The sequence below is a fragment of the Acinetobacter seifertii genome (assembly GCF_016064815.1).
Lineage (GTDB): Bacteria > Pseudomonadota > Gammaproteobacteria > Pseudomonadales > Moraxellaceae > Acinetobacter > Acinetobacter seifertii.
In genome coordinates this window covers 213,126-231,461 of record NZ_CP065820.1, presented here as the reverse complement: position 1 = coordinate 231,461, position 18,336 = coordinate 213,126, and the positions used below count along the sequence as shown (strand labels likewise).

Annotated in this window: 11 protein-coding genes; 5 read left to right on the top strand and 6 right to left on the bottom strand. The window is 39.3% G+C overall.

The window, feature by feature from the left end; all coding sequences use genetic code 11:
• Positions 1-119: 119 nt before the first annotated feature.
• Complete coding sequence (gene uvrA / locus I8T81_RS01040; protein WP_191012292.1) at positions 120-2,951, top strand: excinuclease ABC subunit UvrA; 2,832 nt, start codon at positions 120-122, stop codon at positions 2,949-2,951.
• A 40-nt stretch (positions 2,952-2,991) separates the two neighbouring features.
• On the opposite strand, the gene I8T81_RS01035 is transcribed toward uvrA, so the two are convergent.
• On the bottom strand, positions 2,992-4,698 hold the full coding sequence (locus I8T81_RS01035) for a GGDEF domain-containing protein (RefSeq protein ID WP_198071935.1): 1,707 nt from the start codon (positions 4,696-4,698) through the stop codon (positions 2,992-2,994).
• A gap of 996 nt (positions 4,699-5,694) precedes the next feature.
• Between I8T81_RS01035 and omp33-36 the strand changes: the two genes are divergently transcribed.
• Complete coding sequence (gene omp33-36 / locus I8T81_RS01030) at positions 5,695-6,597, top strand: porin Omp33-36 (RefSeq protein WP_004704985.1); 903 nt, start codon at positions 5,695-5,697, stop codon at positions 6,595-6,597.
• Positions 6,598-6,655: 58 nt separating this feature from the next.
• On the opposite strand, the gene I8T81_RS01025 is transcribed toward omp33-36, so the two are convergent.
• The 4 genes from I8T81_RS01025 to I8T81_RS01010 all read right to left on the bottom strand — a co-directional run bounded on the left by I8T81_RS01025 (position 6,656) and on the right by I8T81_RS01010 (position 11,702).
• Positions 6,656-8,623: a BCCT family transporter gene (locus I8T81_RS01025; protein WP_077165905.1), complete on the bottom strand. Its 1,968-nt coding sequence runs from the start codon at positions 8,621-8,623 to the stop codon at positions 6,656-6,658.
• A 166-nt stretch (positions 8,624-8,789) separates the two neighbouring features.
• Positions 8,790-9,482 (bottom strand): ion channel, encoded by a 693-nt coding sequence (locus tag I8T81_RS01020; RefSeq protein ID WP_004704983.1) that lies wholly within the window; start codon positions 9,480-9,482, stop codon positions 8,790-8,792.
• A 170-nt stretch (positions 9,483-9,652) separates the two neighbouring features.
• On the bottom strand, positions 9,653-11,368 hold the full coding sequence (locus I8T81_RS01015; protein WP_198071934.1) for a cation acetate symporter: 1,716 nt from the start codon (positions 11,366-11,368) through the stop codon (positions 9,653-9,655).
• A 1-nt stretch (position 11,369) separates the two neighbouring features.
• Complete coding sequence (locus I8T81_RS01010; protein WP_000372818.1) at positions 11,370-11,702, bottom strand: DUF485 domain-containing protein; 333 nt, start codon at positions 11,700-11,702, stop codon at positions 11,370-11,372.
• A 184-nt stretch (positions 11,703-11,886) separates the two neighbouring features.
• Between I8T81_RS01010 and I8T81_RS01005 the strand changes: the two genes are divergently transcribed.
• Positions 11,887-15,384, top strand: coding sequence for a hybrid sensor histidine kinase/response regulator (locus I8T81_RS01005; RefSeq protein ID WP_039251860.1), 3,498 nt, complete (start codon positions 11,887-11,889; stop codon positions 15,382-15,384).
• A gap of 371 nt (positions 15,385-15,755) precedes the next feature.
• Entirely contained in the window at positions 15,756-16,523 is a 768-nt protein-coding gene (locus I8T81_RS01000; RefSeq protein ID WP_019458510.1) for a hypothetical protein, read from the top strand.
• 43 nt (positions 16,524-16,566) lie between these two features.
• On the opposite strand, the gene I8T81_RS00995 is transcribed toward I8T81_RS01000, so the two are convergent.
• The gene (locus tag I8T81_RS00995) at positions 16,567-17,217 is read right to left on the bottom strand and encodes a response regulator (RefSeq protein WP_004704978.1); all 651 of its coding nucleotides are present in this window, start codon (positions 17,215-17,217) and stop codon (positions 16,567-16,569) included.
• 375 nt (positions 17,218-17,592) lie between these two features.
• Here I8T81_RS00995 and msuE point away from each other — a divergent pair, with 375 nt between their 5' ends.
• Positions 17,593-18,330 carry an FMN reductase gene (msuE, locus tag I8T81_RS00990; RefSeq protein ID WP_039251864.1) on the top strand — a complete coding sequence of 246 codons (738 nt, stop codon included), beginning with the start codon at positions 17,593-17,595 and terminating at the stop codon, positions 18,328-18,330.
• The last annotated feature ends 6 nt before the right edge of the window (positions 18,331-18,336 follow it).

The following is an 18,336-nucleotide window of genomic DNA, read 5'->3' as shown; positions in this document are numbered from 1 at the left end:
CACTTGAACAATTTTAAATCGTTATCATATATAGGGTCTGTTGTTTATAACCAGTCACACCTCCCTGCGGCTGATCAATCAACACCTAAATTTTCATTAATACATAATTGAGATGTTTTATGAGCCAAAGTCATATCCGTATTCGAGGCGCACGTACCCATAACTTAAAAAATGTGTCACTCGATATTCCACGCGATAAATTTGTGGTGATTACGGGGCTATCAGGTTCAGGAAAATCTTCTCTTGCCTTCGATACCTTGTACGCCGAAGGACAGCGCCGTTACGTCGAATCGCTTTCAGCGTATGCCCGCCAGTTTTTATCGCAAATGGAAAAGCCTGAAGTCGACTCGATTGAAGGTTTATCACCAGCGATTGCAATTGAGCAAAAATCTACTAGTCATAACCCTCGTTCAACGGTGGGTACGATTACCGAAATTTATGACTATTTACGTTTGCTTTATGCACGTGTCGGCACGCCCTACTGCCCTGAACACGACTTACCTATGGTTGCGCAAACCGTTTCTGAAATGGTCGATGCGGTAAAAACACTTGAAGAAGGCACAGCACTCATGTTGCTTGCCCCTGTTGTTCGTGAGCGTAAAGGTGAATACAGCAACCTGTTCGAGCAACTACAAGGCCAAGGTTTTGTTCGTGCCCGTGTTGATGGTGAAATCATTGATATTGATACGCCACCCGAACTCGACAAAAAGAAAAAGCATACTATTGAAGTTGTCGTTGACCGCTTTAAAGTACGTGAAGATTTAGGTAACCGTATTGCCGAATCATTTGAAACTGCACTGCGTTTAGGTGGCGATATTGCTGTTTTGTCATGGATGAATGGCGAACATCCTGATCGCGTTTTTTCTGCGAAGCATTCATGTCCTGAGTGTGATCGTGCAGTCGCAGAGCTTGAGCCTCGCTTATTTTCATTTAATAACCCGTTCGGTGCCTGCCCTGTTTGCGATGGCTTAGGTACACGCAGTCATTTTAGTTCTGAAAAGCTCATTCCAAATCCAGATCTTGCAATTAGTGAAGGAGCTATTCGTGGATGGGATCGCCAACGTCCATATTATTATTCAATGCTACAAAAAGTTGCCGACCATTTTGGTTTTCAACTTGATACACCTTGGAACCAACTAGATAAAGACACTCAAAAGAAATTCTTACAAGGCACTGGCAAAGAAAAAATTGATTTAAGCTATATCGATGAACGCGGTCGTAAACATAATCGCGTGCAACCTTTTGAAGGGATATTGCCGCACCTTGAACGTCGTTACCGTGAAACTGAAAGTAACTATGTACGTGATGATTTAGCTCAATATCTCTCTAATGCAGCATGTGATGCATGTGATGGCTCACGTCTAAATGAAATTTCACGCCATGTTCGTGTGAAAGACAAAACAATTGCTGACATTACCCGCATGTCGATTGGTGATGCCGAAAGTTACTATCAAGATTTAAACCTTGAAGGTGCTAAAGGTGAAATCGCCGATAAAATCTTTAAAGAGATTCGTGAACGTTTACATTTCTTGGTGAGTGTTGGACTTAACTATTTAAGTTTAGCTCGTTCTGCCGAAACGTTATCGGGTGGTGAAGCACAGCGTATCCGTTTAGCCTCACAAATTGGTGCAGGTTTAATGGGCGTTATGTATGTACTCGATGAACCCTCAATTGGCTTACATCAGCGTGATAATGATCGTCTATTACAAACCCTGATTCGCTTACGTGATTTAGGCAACACGGTATTAGTTGTTGAACACGATGAAGACGCCATTCGTGCAGCCGACCATATTATTGATATCGGGCCGGGTGCGGGTGTACATGGTGGTGTGATTATTGCTGAAGGAACTTATGATGAATTGGCTGAACATGCCGACTCACTCACAGGACAATACCTTTCTGGCAAACTCAAAATTGAAGTGCCCAAAAAACGCACTGAGTCGCCACGTCCAGATGAAGTCATCAAACTTTCAGGTGCAGCAGGCCACAACTTAAAAAATGTCGATTTAACCATTCCACTTGGCATTATGACCTGTGTGACTGGCGTTTCAGGTTCGGGTAAATCAACACTAATCAACCGTACTTTGCTTCCATTGGCTGCAACACAGCTCAACGGTGCAACGACTTTAACGGCTGAAAAGTTCGACTCAATTGATGGTCTACAACATCTAGATAAAGTCGTTGATATTGACCAAAGCCCGATTGGACGTACACCACGTTCTAACCCTGCAACATATACAGGGTTATTTACACCAATCCGTGAGTTATTTGCTCAAACGCCAGAAGCGAAAGCTCGTGGTTATAGTGCAGGCCGTTTCTCGTTTAACGTAAAAGGCGGACGCTGTGAAGCCTGTGAAGGCGACGGCATGATTAAGGTCGCAATGCACTTCTTACCAGATATGTATGTACCTTGCGATGCCTGTCATGGCAAACGTTATAACCGTGAAACGCTTGAAGTCGGCTATAAAGGCAAAAACATTTCTGACGTTTTAGAAATGACCGTTGAAGATGCTGCAGAGTTCTTTAGTGCCATTCCAGTCATCCACCGTCGCTTAGAAACCTTAACTCAGGTGGGCTTAGGCTATATTCGTTTAGGTCAGGCGGCTACTACACTCTCTGGTGGTGAAGCACAGCGTGTCAAACTGGCTCGTGAGTTAGCAAAAAGAGATACGGGCAAAACCTTATATATCTTGGATGAACCAACAACAGGTTTGCATTTCCATGATATTGCCAAGCTACTCGACATTTTGCATGAGCTACGTAACAAGGGTAATACCATTGTGGTGATTGAACATAACCTTGATGTGATTAAAACAGCGGACTGGGTTGTGGACTTAGGTCCTGAAGGTGGTTCAGGTGGCGGTATGATTATTGCCGAAGGTACACCTGAACAAGTGGCTGAGGTTGAGATTTCCCATACGGGTCGTTTCTTGAAACCGATGTTGAAGTAACAAATTAAAAAAAGGCTGGAAATTAGTTTCCGGCCTTTTTTTATCCCTCTACGACATTTCGACCCCTAGCTTTAGCTCTTAAAAGTGAACGGTCTGCTTTTTCTAACAACTCCATCCAGCTTGTCGCTCCAATTGCAAAACCAATACTGACAGAGATATGCAATTTTTCATCCGAGCCAGATAAATCAATTCCTTCTAAAGAAATCGCAATACGAATTTTCTCTGCCAATAGACGCGCATCTAAAAACGGTATCTGCTCTAATAAGATTAAGAACTCATCACCACCATAACGAACAATTAAATCTGAAGCACGCACATTCGCTTTTAACTGATCTGCAATACGGCTAATGACTTGATCACCCACAATATGACCATATTGATCATTCACATCTTTAAAGCGATCTATATCAATAATCATCAAACAGGTTTTTGAAAATTTATTTGGATAACTCTCAACAATTTTTAAATATTCAGCTAGAGCCAAACGATTAGATACACCAGTTAAAGGATCTGTATTGGCTATATTTTTAAGTTGAAATTCAAATGCATCTCTTTGCTTGAGCATTTTTTGCAAACGATCAATTGCCTCAAACAATGAAATAAACTCACCCTTTTTAGAATTCAAATCATCTACTGGATAGTCTGTACTCTGAGACAGCTCAAGAATTAAAGTACGCGCTTGAATAAGAGGTTCAAAGACTCTTCTCTTTGCATAAATTAAAGTGAGTAAAGCAGCCGCTAAAGATATGCTCGAAATAAGCAAAGTCAGAAAGAATTTCTTTTTTGCTAAGTATTTCTCTTGAACCGCAATTGAGACACTCTTATTAAGTAGAAGCTTTTGTAAATCAATAACGGTTGTAAATTTACCAACAATATGGTCGGTAAGTTGATTAGCTGATAAGTGATAAGCCTCGTGTTTTTGACTTTCATCTAAAAGCTGACCAACAATAGGCACGCCTTTATCCAAAAACTCAGTTTTAACTCTTGAATAAAGACGATGATATTCTTGAGTCTTGGCTTGTTCAGACTGTAATGTGTCTACAAGCGCCCATAAATATCGTGCTTGTTGTTGAGTCTGCAAAGAACGGGCCCGATTGTCATTGGGAATCGTTTCTTTAAACGTGATCGGTGCAATAACATTGGATGCAGTGCGACCAGCCTGATCCCGCATATCGGTTAATACAACAATCAAAGTAAAATAGTTATTAATTTGGCTGTCTTTACTTTTTAACTGCAACATCAGCTTTTGCAACACATCTCGGCAGCTATCCCAAGCACCAAACATCGCTAAAATTGCATTATCAAGCTTTTCGGAAGTTCTCGCCTGCTGGGGTGTAGCAACATAATCATCTACAACTGTACGTGCGCGCTTTAAGTCACTCTTAAATTTAGTATTTAAAATATCAGCTAAATCCGAATAGCCCTCTTCTCTTAAAACTCGAATCGTTTCATCAATTTGTTGATCAACACTAAGACGATATTGTTTTAAATTATTTTGGTTTTTTAGAAAGTCAGCAGTGTTACTCGACATTAATTTATTTGCTGGTGCACGTTCTTTTGATACTTTATTTGCAACTTCAGCAATTAATTTTAAGCTTTTGATTTCAATCAAAGCTTGTTTGGTTTTTAAATATTCTTGATAGCTACTGACAATAAGAGGCACAGCCATAAACAGTAACGACAGAATAATGACCAACATAAAGAAAAATAGTCGATTACTGATATGTTCTGAACGTAATCCTGACATTTCTAGTTGGTACTCCGTAAATGTCCTACCATAATCACTGCTAAAGAATGAAGTAAGTAATGCGCATCCTAGCACTTTACTGAACAGAAGTTCAGCAACAAAGCTCAGGTAATATGATTAAGGGCGTCATCTTTACATTTCATAAAATATCTCATCGAATATGTAAATGATGGAATAACTATATTAAATCTCTATTTTACAAATACAGTAAGCTTCATAATTCTATAAAAACCTGCTTTTGTTGTTTAATGGCTCTCCAAACATCAGAAACCCAACATTAAATTGGATTTATTTTTATACAAAGAAAAAACGTTAAATTTCATGTAATTTTTTTAACAAATATTAATGTTTTCTTATAGATAAAAAAAAGCTCAACCTTGGGGAAAGCTGAGCTCGTAAAGTCTGATGTGATGCCACATCGTATCTGGTAAAGTCTTACTAACTTTAAAAATGTTAGGTAGTAAACTTTGCAATTGAATTGTGTGACTTATCTCTAATTTTGTAAAGTTGATTAAATTGATCAGAATTAATTTTTTAATCGTTTTTTTGATTTAAAAACGTATTTTTTTTGCCTTATTCAATTATATAATAATTCAAAATAGATAGATTATTTAGATAAACTTATCAAAATAGTGTTAACCATTACTCAAAATTTATAAAAACTGAAACAAGAACAATATTTGAGTGGTTATTTAATAAACAAATCGACACATTAGTTAACGTTAAAACCGATTAATAAAATCATTTTTTCCAATTATAAATGTAATTATTTTTAAATCATTTGATGCTAAATCCATATGAAGCTTAAGGTTTAGCTTCTTGTTAATGCTAATTTTTTTAGTTGGTTGACATAAACCAATTCGATTGATGGTTATTTAACCATTTTTAACATAAGTGTCAAATTTCCTTAACATTACAATTCAACTATTATTGACTTCATAAATTGTTACAATACAATGACCCCAGCTTTATCTCTTGTTAACGCTGGAAATGATTATGAAAAAACTTGGTTTAGCCACTGCTGTATTATTAGCCATGACCGGTGCTCATGCTTATCAATTTGAAGTTCAAGGTCAATCTGAATATGTTGACACAACTGCAAACGATAAAAACTTCACTGGTGACGTTGCTGGTACATACTACTTAAAAAATGTTGATACCACTAAAGGTCCTTTAGCTGAAGCAGCTTTCTTGAACCAAGCTTCTAGCGTGTCTTTAGGTTACAGCTACCAACAATATGACCAAAACAACGGCTTAAACTACCGTGTAGGTACATACGGTGTTAAAGGTGAGGCATACGTTCCAACTCCTTATCTTCCTGTATATGCTAGCGCTACTTATAACCACACTGACGTTGATGGTAAGAACGCGATTTCTCGTGATGACCAAGGCGACCGTTATGCATTAGAAGTTGGTGCAATGTTGTTACCTAACTTCTTGATGACTGTTGGTTATACAAGCGTTGCTAACCAATTCGCTTTAGATAACTTCGGTATCATCAGTAACGGTATCTACTCTGCTGTTAACCAAACTGCTGCAATCCAAAACGATCAAGATGCTGTTACAGCTCGTGCTAAATATGTAGGTCCAATCGACGGAACTAACATGGCAATCGGTTTTGAAGCTGCTGGTGCTTTCGGTCAAGAAAACCAATACGGTTTAAAAACTGACCTTTACTTAACTCCTAAGTTAAGCGTTGGTGCTGCATTCATCGGTAACGACGGCGTAGCAAACATCAAAGGTAACGACCTTGGTGAATTCCGCCAAGCTTGGGGTGGTAACGTAAACTACTTCATCACTCCAGCAGTAGCTGTTGGTGCGTCTTACATGAAAGCTGACGTTAAAAATGCAAGCAACGATACTCAAACTATCGGCTTAAATGCTAAATTCCGTTTCTAATTTAATTTAGAAATTGAATTCAAAAAAAGGACTCTATCGAGTCCTTTTTTTATGGTTGTTAACTTCGTACGATATTTAAGAAATGTAAATGACGCTCATACTGGTCAATAATATCCTGAATCAAATCTTCTTGAGTCCAGTCCATTACATCATAGTTTTGTCCGCCCTCTCTCAAAAACACCTCGGCTTGGAAATATTGCCCGTCTTCAGCTTCTGTACGTCCAATTAAAAAACTTGGGGGTACTGTTTCACGTGAAACAACTTTATAAATAAAATTAATTTCATGATGATGATCCACTCGAAGTTGCATACCATCTTCAACTTCACTAATCGATACCTCAAGGTGACGACGCTTAAACTCATGCTTAATATTTTCAAAAGCACTATAAACTTGCTTTTCAATATATTGCTTAACCTCTTCTTCACTATGTGGATAGTGCATGATTAGGCCTAAACGTTGCTGCCAACTTCTCGGATTATGAATTGCACGTGGGGTAATTCTAGCTTCCTGAATTGCTTGCATTTTCGTGACATCAAGATGCAAAGCTTTTATTAGTCCCCAGCTCATTAAAAGCATGACCACAGTAAATGGTAATGCACTCATAATGATTGAAGACTGCAATGCAGCAAGTCCACCTGCTAAAAGTAAAATAATAGCCAGCACTGCCATGAGTACTGTCCAAAACAAACGTTGCCACGTCGGTGAGTTATCAGTTTTTGCTGTTAAGTAATCAGTAACCAGCGCACCAGAGTCAGCCGAAGTCACAAAGAAAAGAATAACTAATATTGTTGCAATAACATTCATGACACCAGACCAAGGTAAGTGTCCTAAAAATTCAAATAATGCAACGGAAGAGTCCTGCTGAACAGCCTGAATGAGAGTGGTTTGATGTTCCTGAATAATACTAAATAATGCAGCATTTCCTAAAAAACCCATCCAGATAATGGTAAAACCGGTCGGAATAAGTAGAACACCCACAATAAATTCACGGATAGTACGTCCACGTGAAACCCTTGCGATAAACATACCCACAAATGGTGACCATGAAATCCACCAAGCCCAATATAAAATAGTCCATCCCCCAATCCATCCATTTGGCTGATAAGCATATAAATTGAATGTCATGGTAAATAGGTTAGAAATATACTGACCCGTGTTTTGAATAGTAGTTTGCAGTAAATAAATACTAGGCCCAGCGATAAAAACAAATACTAATAAGATTAAGGCTAAAACTAAATTTAGCTCTGATAAACGTTTGACCCCTTTATCAAGTCCTAAGAACACAGATAATGAAGCTAAAATACTCACAAAAATAATGAGCAAAACTTGAATATGAGTGCTTTGCTCTATACCGAGTAAATAATGTAAACCAGAGTTAATTTGAGTAACACCAAAACCCAGAGAAGTCGCTACACCAAATACAGTACCAATGGTCGCAAAGATATCAATGCTGTCACCCCAAGGCCCATAAATCTTTTTACCAATGAGTGGATAAAGAGCAGAACGGGTCTTTAGGGGTAAATTATGACGATAAGCAAAATATGCTAATGCTAAACCGACCACTGCATAAATTGCCCACGCATGTAAGCCCCAGTGGAAAAAAGTCACACGTAAGGCTTGCTGTGCTGCATCAATGGTCTGTGCATCTCCACTTGGTGGATTGACATAATGCATGACAGGTTCAGCAACACCGAAAAACATTAAGCCAATACCCATACCCGCAGTAAACAGCATGGCAAACCATGAACCGTTACCATATTCAGGCTGGCTATGGTCAGGCCCTAATTTAATTCGTCCAATCGAAGAACAGGCAATATAAATGAGCAGAATAAGAAAGAAAGCAACCGATAAAACATAAAACCAGCTAAATGAATCAGTGATCCACTGTTTTAAATGCTGCGTTAGAAGTTCGAAAGAACTCGGAGCAATCACAACTACTGCCAAGAACAAAGCAATAATGATGACCGTACCCAAAAAGACATTGGGATTAACATTTGCGAACCAACTCGTTTGTTTGGAAGGCATAAATCCTCCATGTTATTTTTAATGAAAATGACAGGCATAAAGCCAATAAAGACATTCAGAAATGAATAAAGCTATATCTTTCAATAGAGAAAGCTGATAATACTTTAAATAAACTTAAAAAATATTGCAGTTACAAAGGTGTAAATAAATTAAAACACCTCCTTCTTTATTTATCAGAATTCTTTTTGGGTGCATGTGAGATGTACTGTAATGCAATTAAACGCGTAACGATAAGTGCTAGATACATCACCCCACAAAACATTTGTAGCATTGCTAAAACACGTGCTGGTGGACTAAGAGGCATTAGGTCGGACAGTCCTGTTGCTGACTGCAAACTAAAGCTTAAAAACAATAAATCTAGCCAGGTTTGTATGTGATGGACATGGTTTGGATTTTGAAAGCTATTGGGAATTAATAGCTGACAAATGTTGTATAAAAACGCAAAACCCCAAGCAATTAAGGTAAAAACAGCTGCGGCTGCAAAGAGTTCATCTCGTGTTAAATATCGGTCGGCAAACATATAACGAAATAAACCATAAGCTGCCGAAAAATAAGCTAAAGCTTCACAAGTATGGGCAAAAATTTGGATCGTTAAATTGCCATAGCCTAATAAAATAAATGCTGAAGATAGAATTGCTCCACTTACAAATGTGAGACCTAAAAATGTAAACATCGGGGTTTGACGAATAACCTTAGCAATAATAAGTAAAGCAAGAACTCCCAACGCCCAAGTGAAGGTTCTATATGCCTCATTATCAAAAGTCAGCATGGCCAAAATAAGTAAAATGAATTGCACAAACAGCAACCATGCCGAAGGCAGCAATCGAAAGCTTGCCCAGAACTCGATGATAGATCGCATTTAATTATTTTCCGTTTTTTCGTTATGTTTTGAATTATAGAAAATCATACTGTACAAAAAATAGGATAAACAAGTTGTTCTTTATTAAGGAGCTTCTTATTAATAACTATATGGGAGAAACAAAAAAAGCCCCGCAGGGCTTTTTATGAAATATTTAATACGTTTTGATTTTAGTGATCTGATGCACCAGAAGCACCAATACCTGTCATTGAACGTACATATTGTGCATCGAAAGCAGCGCGTTCTTTTTTCGCACGTGCTGAGTTATCAGTCACGGAGAAGAGCCAGCAGCAAAGGAATGACAATGGCATAGCAAATAACGCAGGACCGTTGAATGGGTTGATTGGTGTATCAGAGATTTTTAACGTATCTACCCAAACTGCTTTAGATAAGATGATCAGTACAACTGCGGTTACCAAACCAACCACTCCACCGATAACTGCTCCACGAGTAGTTAAACCTTTCCAGAACATTGAAAGAACAAGTACTGGGAAGTTTGCACAACACGCTACAGAGAACGCTAAGCCCACCATGAACGCTACGTTTTGCTTTTCAAACAAGATACCCAAAATCATGGCAAAGATTGCTAAACCAAGTGTTGCAATTTTTGACATACGGAGTTCAGAAGCTGGAGTCGTTTGACCTTTCTTAAATACGTTAGCGTATAAGTCATGCGAAATTGCAGATGCACCTGAAAGTGTTAAACCAGCAACAACAGCAAGAATCGTTGCAAACGCTACCGCTGAAATGAAGCCCATGAATAAGTCACCGCCTAAAGCGTCACTTAAATGCACGGCTGCCATGTTGTTACCACCAACAAGCTCAAGCTTGCCTGTCATAGCCATTTTTGCAACATCAAGGAACTGTGGGTTGTTTGATACGAACAGGATCGCACCAAAACCAATAATGAAAGTTAAAAGATAGAAGTAACCAATGAAACCTGTTGCAACTACAACCGACTTACGCGCTTCTTTTGCATCTTTCACGGTGAAGAAACGCATAAGAATATGTGGAAGACCTGCTGTACCAAACATGAGTGCTAAACCAAGAGATAAGGCATCAATTGGGTTTGCTGCAAGTTTACCCGGACCCATAATTTTAGAAGCGTCTTCAAAGCTGATGCTATGAACTTTACTAAATACTTCAATTGATTGGGTAAACATGTTGCTGAAACTAAATCCAACTGCTTTCATAACCATAAATGCCATGAAGGTCGCACCGCTCAGTAACATCACTGCTTTAATGATTTGTACCCACGTGGTTGCTAACATGCCACCAAAAATTACATATGCCATCATTAAGAGACCAACGATGACAACCGCAATGTTGTAGTTCAAACCAAATAGCAATTTGATGAGCTGACCTGCACCTACCATTTGCGCAATTAAGTAAAATGCGACAACAACAAGTGAGCTAAAAGCAGCTAAAGTACGAACTGGTTTTTCTTCAAGGCGGAATGACACGACATCGGAAAGGTTATATTTACCGAGGTTACGTAAGCGCTCTGCCACCAAGAATAAAACGATTGGCCAACCGACCATAAATCCGAGTGAATAAAGCAAGCCATCAAAACCAGAGCTAAACACCATTGCGGAAATACCAAGGAATGACGCCGCTGACATAAAGTCACCTGCGATCGCCAAACCATTTTGGAAACCACTAATTCCCCCACCCGCAGTATAGAAGTCTTGTGCTGATTGAGTTTGTTTTGCCGCCCATTTAGTAATGAACAATGTAAAACCAACAAAGATGACAAACATGATGATGGCATGCCAGTTGGTCGCTTGCTGCTCAGCTTCACCTAAATCTGGGCCAGCCATAGCAACAGTTGAATATAGCGATGCTGCACCCATTAGGGCTTTCGCTTTTAATGAATTCCATTTCATATTAGTGTAGTCCTTTCTCGTGCGTGATGGCTTCAACTTCCTTCAACGCTTCTTCACTCAATTGGTCAAGGGTATTATTTGCGATATAGGAATAGACACCACAGAGTAGGAAAGATAAAACAATAATTCCTAAACCAAGCGGGATACCCCATGTCGTTACACCACCACTAAAGGAACTCATCAAAAATTCTTTGTTGTAGCCCACAAGTAGCATAAAGCCCACATATAGTACTAACATGATGATTGTGAGCGTCCAGCTTAATGCACTTTTTTTCTTGACCATTTTTTGAAACTTTGGATTGCGTAGAATCTGTTCTACTTGGCTTTGATCCATGACCAAACTCCTTACATAGTGCCCAACCTTGGTCACTTTTTTTTAATGTATTTTTTTCATTATTAAAGTTAGCAAGATTCAGGCTCCGTCGTAACTTAGACTTTGGTCGTTAAAATTTAATCAATTTATAGCTTTGTTTCGGCTTGGGTTATGATAGGCATAAGGTTTCACTTATGTAGGTCATATGAACAGCTGGCTGATTATTGGGGTTCTCACTCTTTATATTGCGCTTTTATTTGTCTGTGCTTTTTTTGGTGAGAAGCATGCCAGTCGTCTCGGCACACGTGGCCGCATGTTTTTATTTAGTTTAACTTTAGGTGTTTACTGCTCTTCATGGACATTTTATGGCGCAACTGGCGCTGCCGTACGTGAAGGCGTCATCTTCTTGCCTATTTATTTAGGGCCACTTTTATTTGTCTGGTTTGGTTATGACATCTGGCGACGTTTAGGCCGAGTTCGTCAGCACCATGCGATTTCCTCGATCGCTGACTTTGTCGCAGCACGCTATGGTAAAAGTGGTGTACTCGCCTCGTTAGTAACTATTCTTGCCGTTATCGCGATTATTCCTTACCTCGCATTACAGCTACGTGCTATTGCTTTAAGTACTTCTGTCATTATGGAGCAAAACTCGCACATTCATACCACTACCAATAGCGTGTTATTGCTCACCAGTGTACTCGCAATTTTGGCCATGATTTTTGGTACACGGCAAATTGCAAACACCGAACAACATGGCGGCCTTATGCTTGCTGTTGCATTTGAGTCGTTCGTGAAGTTATTTGCCTTATTGTGTGTGGCTTTATTTTTTATTTTTGAATCACCAGCTAACCTGAGCCAAATGACCTCTGATGTGAATCAGACTTTTCAGGAAGTACAGCTCTTTGGTGTCCCTGAAACTTTCTGGATTCAAACTTTGCTGGCAGGCTTAGCGATTATTTGTTTACCACGTCAGTTCCACGTGGCAGTGGTTGAACTACGCGATGAAAAGCATATTCGTGGTGCTCGTAAGTGGTTCGCGGTTTATCTCATTTTGACTATTCTTGCGATTATTCCAATCGCAAGTTGGGCTTTGCATGCTGCACCAAAATTCCTGACCGTACCCGATGTTGCTGTGCTGTCCTTACCTTTAAGTTATAACCAAGAGTGGCTCGCTTTATTGGCCTTTTTGGGCGGCTTTTCAGCCTCGACAGGTATGTTATTGGTGTCATCAGTTGCATTGTCTATCATGCTCAGTAACGATTTGATTATGCCTGCCTTATGGCGTTTTAAATTGCTGTCGCGTCACGACAAACATTTACCTAAAGTTCTAAAGTTCAGCCGTCGTATTAGTATTGTCGCAGTGATGCTACTTGGCTTTTTATTCTTCCATTTCTTTAATGATATTAACCAGCTTTCAGTTTTTGGTTTATTGGCGTTTAGTGCTGTAGCGCAGTTTGCACCTGCACTGATTGGTGGGTTGTATTGGCGAGGTGGAAGTCGTCAAGGTGTCTACGCTGGACTCATCGTTGGATTTTTAATGTGGAGTTACACCTTACTCTTTCCAACCATATTACGTAGCTTACCAGAAGCCTATCAGGAAACTGCACAAAGTATTTTGCTCTTCGGCCCATTTGGCATAAATGCTTTACGTCCAGAGTCACTTTTTGGTTTTGAGTCATTTGCTCCTTTAACTCATGGCGTGATTTGGTCGCTCGGTTTAAATATTCTGTTATACATCTGGATTTCAAAAATTTATCGTCCAAGTGTGGCAGAACAAATTCAGGCAGAAAGCTTTTTTTATTATGAAACAAAGCCTTTACCTTCACCGCATACCTCTACCGATTTAACTTACCTTCCACATGACGCAGCTCGCTTAAAAGTAGGTGATCTATTTGCCTTAGCCAAAAGAATTACAGGTGAGCAGCCAACCACACAAGCATTCGAGAACTTTTGTGAGCAAAACCATCTCACACTCAATCCAAATACGATTGCCAATGGCATGTGGTGGCGTTTTACCGAGCAATATCTAGCAGGTATTATCGGTGCAGCTTCTGCACGTACCTTGCTAACCACAGCAATGATCAATAACGGCCTCGCTTTAGGCCAAGTCGCTAATATTTTAGACCAAGCCTCACAATGGCAACGCTTTAATCAAAATCTGCTCATGACCATGATTGACCACATGACCCAAGGGGTGAGTGTAGTTGATAAAAATATGTGTTTGGTCGCGTGGAACAATCAATATTTAAAACTATTTGGCTATCCAAAAGACCTTGTTTATGTAGGCTGTCCTATTGCCGACCTAATTCGTTATAACGCTGAACGTGGCGAATGTGGTCCCGGTTCAGTCGAAGAACATGTGCGCAAACGTCTTCACTGGATGAAAGTCGGCAGCGCTCATGAGTTTGAACGTATCCGTAAAGACGGCCGCGTAATTCAAATGCGAGGCAACCCAATTTCAGGCGGTGGCTTTGTCACCACATTTGCTGATATTACCGCTTTCCGTGCGAACGAAGCCGTACTTGAAGCTCGCGTAAAAGACCGAACTCAACAGCTTGCTGATGCTTTATCTGAGCAACAGCTTGCACGTGAGCAAGCCGATATGGCCAATATGTCCAAGAGTCGATTTATTGCCGCGGCAAGCCACGATCTTTTACAACCCATGCACGCTGCTCGTCTGTTTAGTACTGTTCTTGAGCAAAGTATTTCGACAGAAGAAGACCGCCAAACCTTACAACAACTTGACCGAGCACTCTATGGTGCCGAGAGTATGCTGTCTGCCCTGCTCGATATTGCTCGTTTAGAAGGTGGCAGTATCCAGCCAAAAAGACAGCCTTATCCTTTGCATGATTTACTTAGTGACCTTGAGTTGCAGTTTAAATCGATCGCTGCACAGCGAAACATTTCCCTAAAAGTTCATGATGTATCGTTCTGGATTGATACCGACCCACAGTGGATTCGTCGTATTATTCAAAACTTTGTCAGCAATGCCTTACGCTACACCGCCAAAGGCCGAGTAGTCGTAGGTGTGCTCCGTTCTGCACAGCAGCCGAATCATATTCGAATTGGCGTTTGGGATACTGGCCCTGGTATTGCCGAAGAACAACGAGTTAAGCTGTTCCAAGAATTTGAACGTTGTGGGCATTTATCACCTTGGGGTGAACAAGGCTTAGGACTAGGGCTTGCGATCGTACAACGTATGACTGGCTTGCTCAATTACCCAGTTCACGTTTACTCAGAGTTGGGCAAAGGCTCATGCTTTATGATTGAGGTACCTATTGTCGAGCCACCAAAAGTTACAACACCAGCTGTACAAGCTGTGCCTTTAAAAACCAAAGCGTACCGTATTTTGTGCTTAGATAATGACGAAACGATTTTAGAGGGTATGAGTAGTTTATTAGGGCGATGGGGTTATCAGGTATTCAAAGCTACTGAACCTGAACAGGCTTTAGACATTATTCAAAAAGAGAATATTCAGGTTTGGCTCATCGACCAACACTTAAATAACAATCAACTTGGTGTTGATTTTATTAATCAAAATCGTCAACACGATGTTCCAGTTGCTTTAATTACTGCTGACTCTCATCCTGAGTTACCACAGCAATTAAAAGAATTAAATATCGTTTTACTGAAGAAACCACTTAAACCTGCCTCATTAAGAGCTTGGTTATCTGGACTTAAAATTGCCAACACAGCTGACTAATTATTTTCATCTCTCAAGCTTTCTAGAGGTTTGGGAGATATTTTTTGGCAAAAATTATGTGGTTAATTTAAGCAAATAGGCAGAACTGCTCAAAAAGTCTTCTTTTAGGCCATGAATGATTGACCAAAGTTTCCAATGCTTACTTTCCTATGGCAAAGCTCACCTTTTTTGTAAGTGAACACGTGTACACCTAGTTACAATTTGATAAGCCAATGTTTTTTAAAAATATTATTTACTTAAAAACACCATATAAGACTTTAGTCGTATTCTACTTGCATTCTTCATGGCACATAAATATTCCAAACGTATTTTATATTTGAACTTACTTCTGCCTATAGCCAGCTCTTGAATTAAAGCAAAGGACAACTGCCATGAATATTTCTGATAACAACCCGCAAGGGCAACTTTCATCTCAACAGTTTTATCGTCAATATAGTGCTAATGCCTTACTTCCAGAATTAGATTGGCAAAGTATTTTTCCTCATAGCAAGCTTAGCGAATCGCATATCAAAGCACTTAATACAATTTATCAGTGTGCTGTACCACTCGCGCTTAATGTATTTCATGATCTAAATTTTGATGTATTTGCACCTGCTGCTTATCATCCTCAAGGTTTAGGTTTATTTGATAAGTTAGCTCAACAGGAAGAGAATTTTCTAAAAGTTCTTAGTGCTGAAAGTGAAAATCTTGACCATGACACACGTCATCAAATCTGGAGTATGCTTCTACGTGGTGGCGCTGTTTTAGTTTTCAAAGCTTGGCTAGGTCATGTCAAACTTGGCGAAAACCAGTTAGATATGACTCAGTTTGATGAGCTTTCTGACTTACTGTTTATTAAAACACCTCCTCATCAACTTGCTGAACGTCTGCATGTTGATGAAAAAGCAAAACTCGACCATATCTTCTTAATGTATGGCAATGACATTTTCCTTGATCGATTCAACAGTCTGGAAACAGCTGCTCTGTTTGTTGATTTAGGTGTTTATGATGCAGCTTTCTTAAGCTTGCGTGATGACCGTGTAGCTGAATATTTAAAAAGTAAAGGCTATGTGACCCAAGAACAGATCGATGATTTGCAATGTGCGCTTAACCCACTGTACTGCGACAGCCTCACACCTAAGCAAGATTGCCTTGCCTAAGTGGAACATAAAAAAAGACCTCAATTGAGGTCTTTTTTTATTTTTAAATTTTCTTATCTTCAATATTTAATGCGCTAATTGCCAGTACAGCTTGGGTACGATTTTGTACACCTAATTTTCTAAAAATAGCGGTTACATGCGCTTTAATGGTTGCTTCTGAAACATCGAGTTCATAGGCAATCTGTTTATTTAGCAAACCTTCAGCAACCATCATTAAAACACGGAACTGCTGAGGCGTTAAAGACTGAATACGTTCCGCTAAAGCAGTTTCATCTGCCGCTCTTGGATCAAGATTAAGATTTGATGGAAGGTTAGGGGGCAACCAAATTTCGCCATCTAAAACTTGACGAATCGCTTCACCAATATGACTTGGATGAGCCGATTTAGGAATATAACCCATCGCGCCATGCGCAATTGCACGCTGAATAATTGAAGTTTCTTCATGCGCAGAAACTACAATAATTGGAATAGCAGGATACTGAGCTCTTACATAAACCAGAGCAGAGAAACCTGAAGCACCCGGTAAATTTAAATCGAGTAACACTAGGTCAGGTTCTGCCCCATTTTCCAAACGCTCATAAAACTCATCAACCGAAGCTGTTTCATGAATTTGTGCCTGTGGCAGGCTATAACGTACTGCTTGAATTAAAGCATGACGAAACAAAGGATGATCATCAACGATTAAAATATTCATAAGCGATTAAAGTAATCTTGAGCATAAGTATGGCCTATTGTAACCCTACTATTTAGATGAAAGATACGTTCATCGTATCCATTTTTATGCAAAATATTGATAAATGCATAACTTAGTCAAAATTTTGAGATGTTTTTTAACTTTTAATAAAAATTAATCTGTTTTTTATATAAGCTTCTTTTTTATTATAAAAAATATATCATCTATAATTATATAAAATAAAAACAGCAGCTTAATAGAAAACCAAACTATAAAAATCCATGATTAATCTTTTATATTTAAAATTGATAAGGTTGACCAATTTCGTTATTTTACAGTTTATCGTTGATGTTGATTAATAAGTCCAATGTTCTTTTTTAGGCTTAGGACCAAATTATGACTGGTATCACATCACCAAAACCTTTAAATATTGTTGCCGTTTCTGGTGGCTTAAATACCCCATCTAAAACCGAAAGTCTGGTTCAAGCCATTCTTGATGAATTATCAGAAGCAATCGATGTTAAAGTTCATTTTATTAAATTAAGCGAAATTGGGCCATTACTTGGTGGTGCATTTTATCGCAATCAACTTCCGCAGCGTGTACAAGATGATCTTGCAGCAGTTGAAGCGGCAGATGCGTTAATTGTAGGTACTCCTGTTTACCGTGCTTCTTTTACAGGTCTTTTCAAGCACTTCTTCGATTTTGTTGAACAAACTGCGTTGGTTGACGTGCCTGTACTTTTAGCAGCATCAGGTGGTAGTGATCGCCATGCTTTAGTACTCGAACATCAGCTTCGTCCATTATTTAGCTTCTTCCAAGCACAAACTTTACCAATTGGCGTATATGCAACAGATCGCGATTTTACCCCTGAATATACGGTAAAAAGCGAGCAACTATCTGACCGTATTACGCTAGCAGTGGCTCGTGCATTACCAATTTTAGAATGGGCACCAGCAAAAGGTAAACGTGCAGAGGTAATCAAATCTAAGACTCAGCAAGCAAATCAAGAACTTGGTATTAACAAGCAAATTGAGCAAGAAGAAGTATTACCTTCAGCAGCTGTACCAAATCTTGATGCAGCAGAGTCTCGTTTGCATCATAAGTCTGGCAAATCATTAACGCATGTTGCCTAAGCGCAA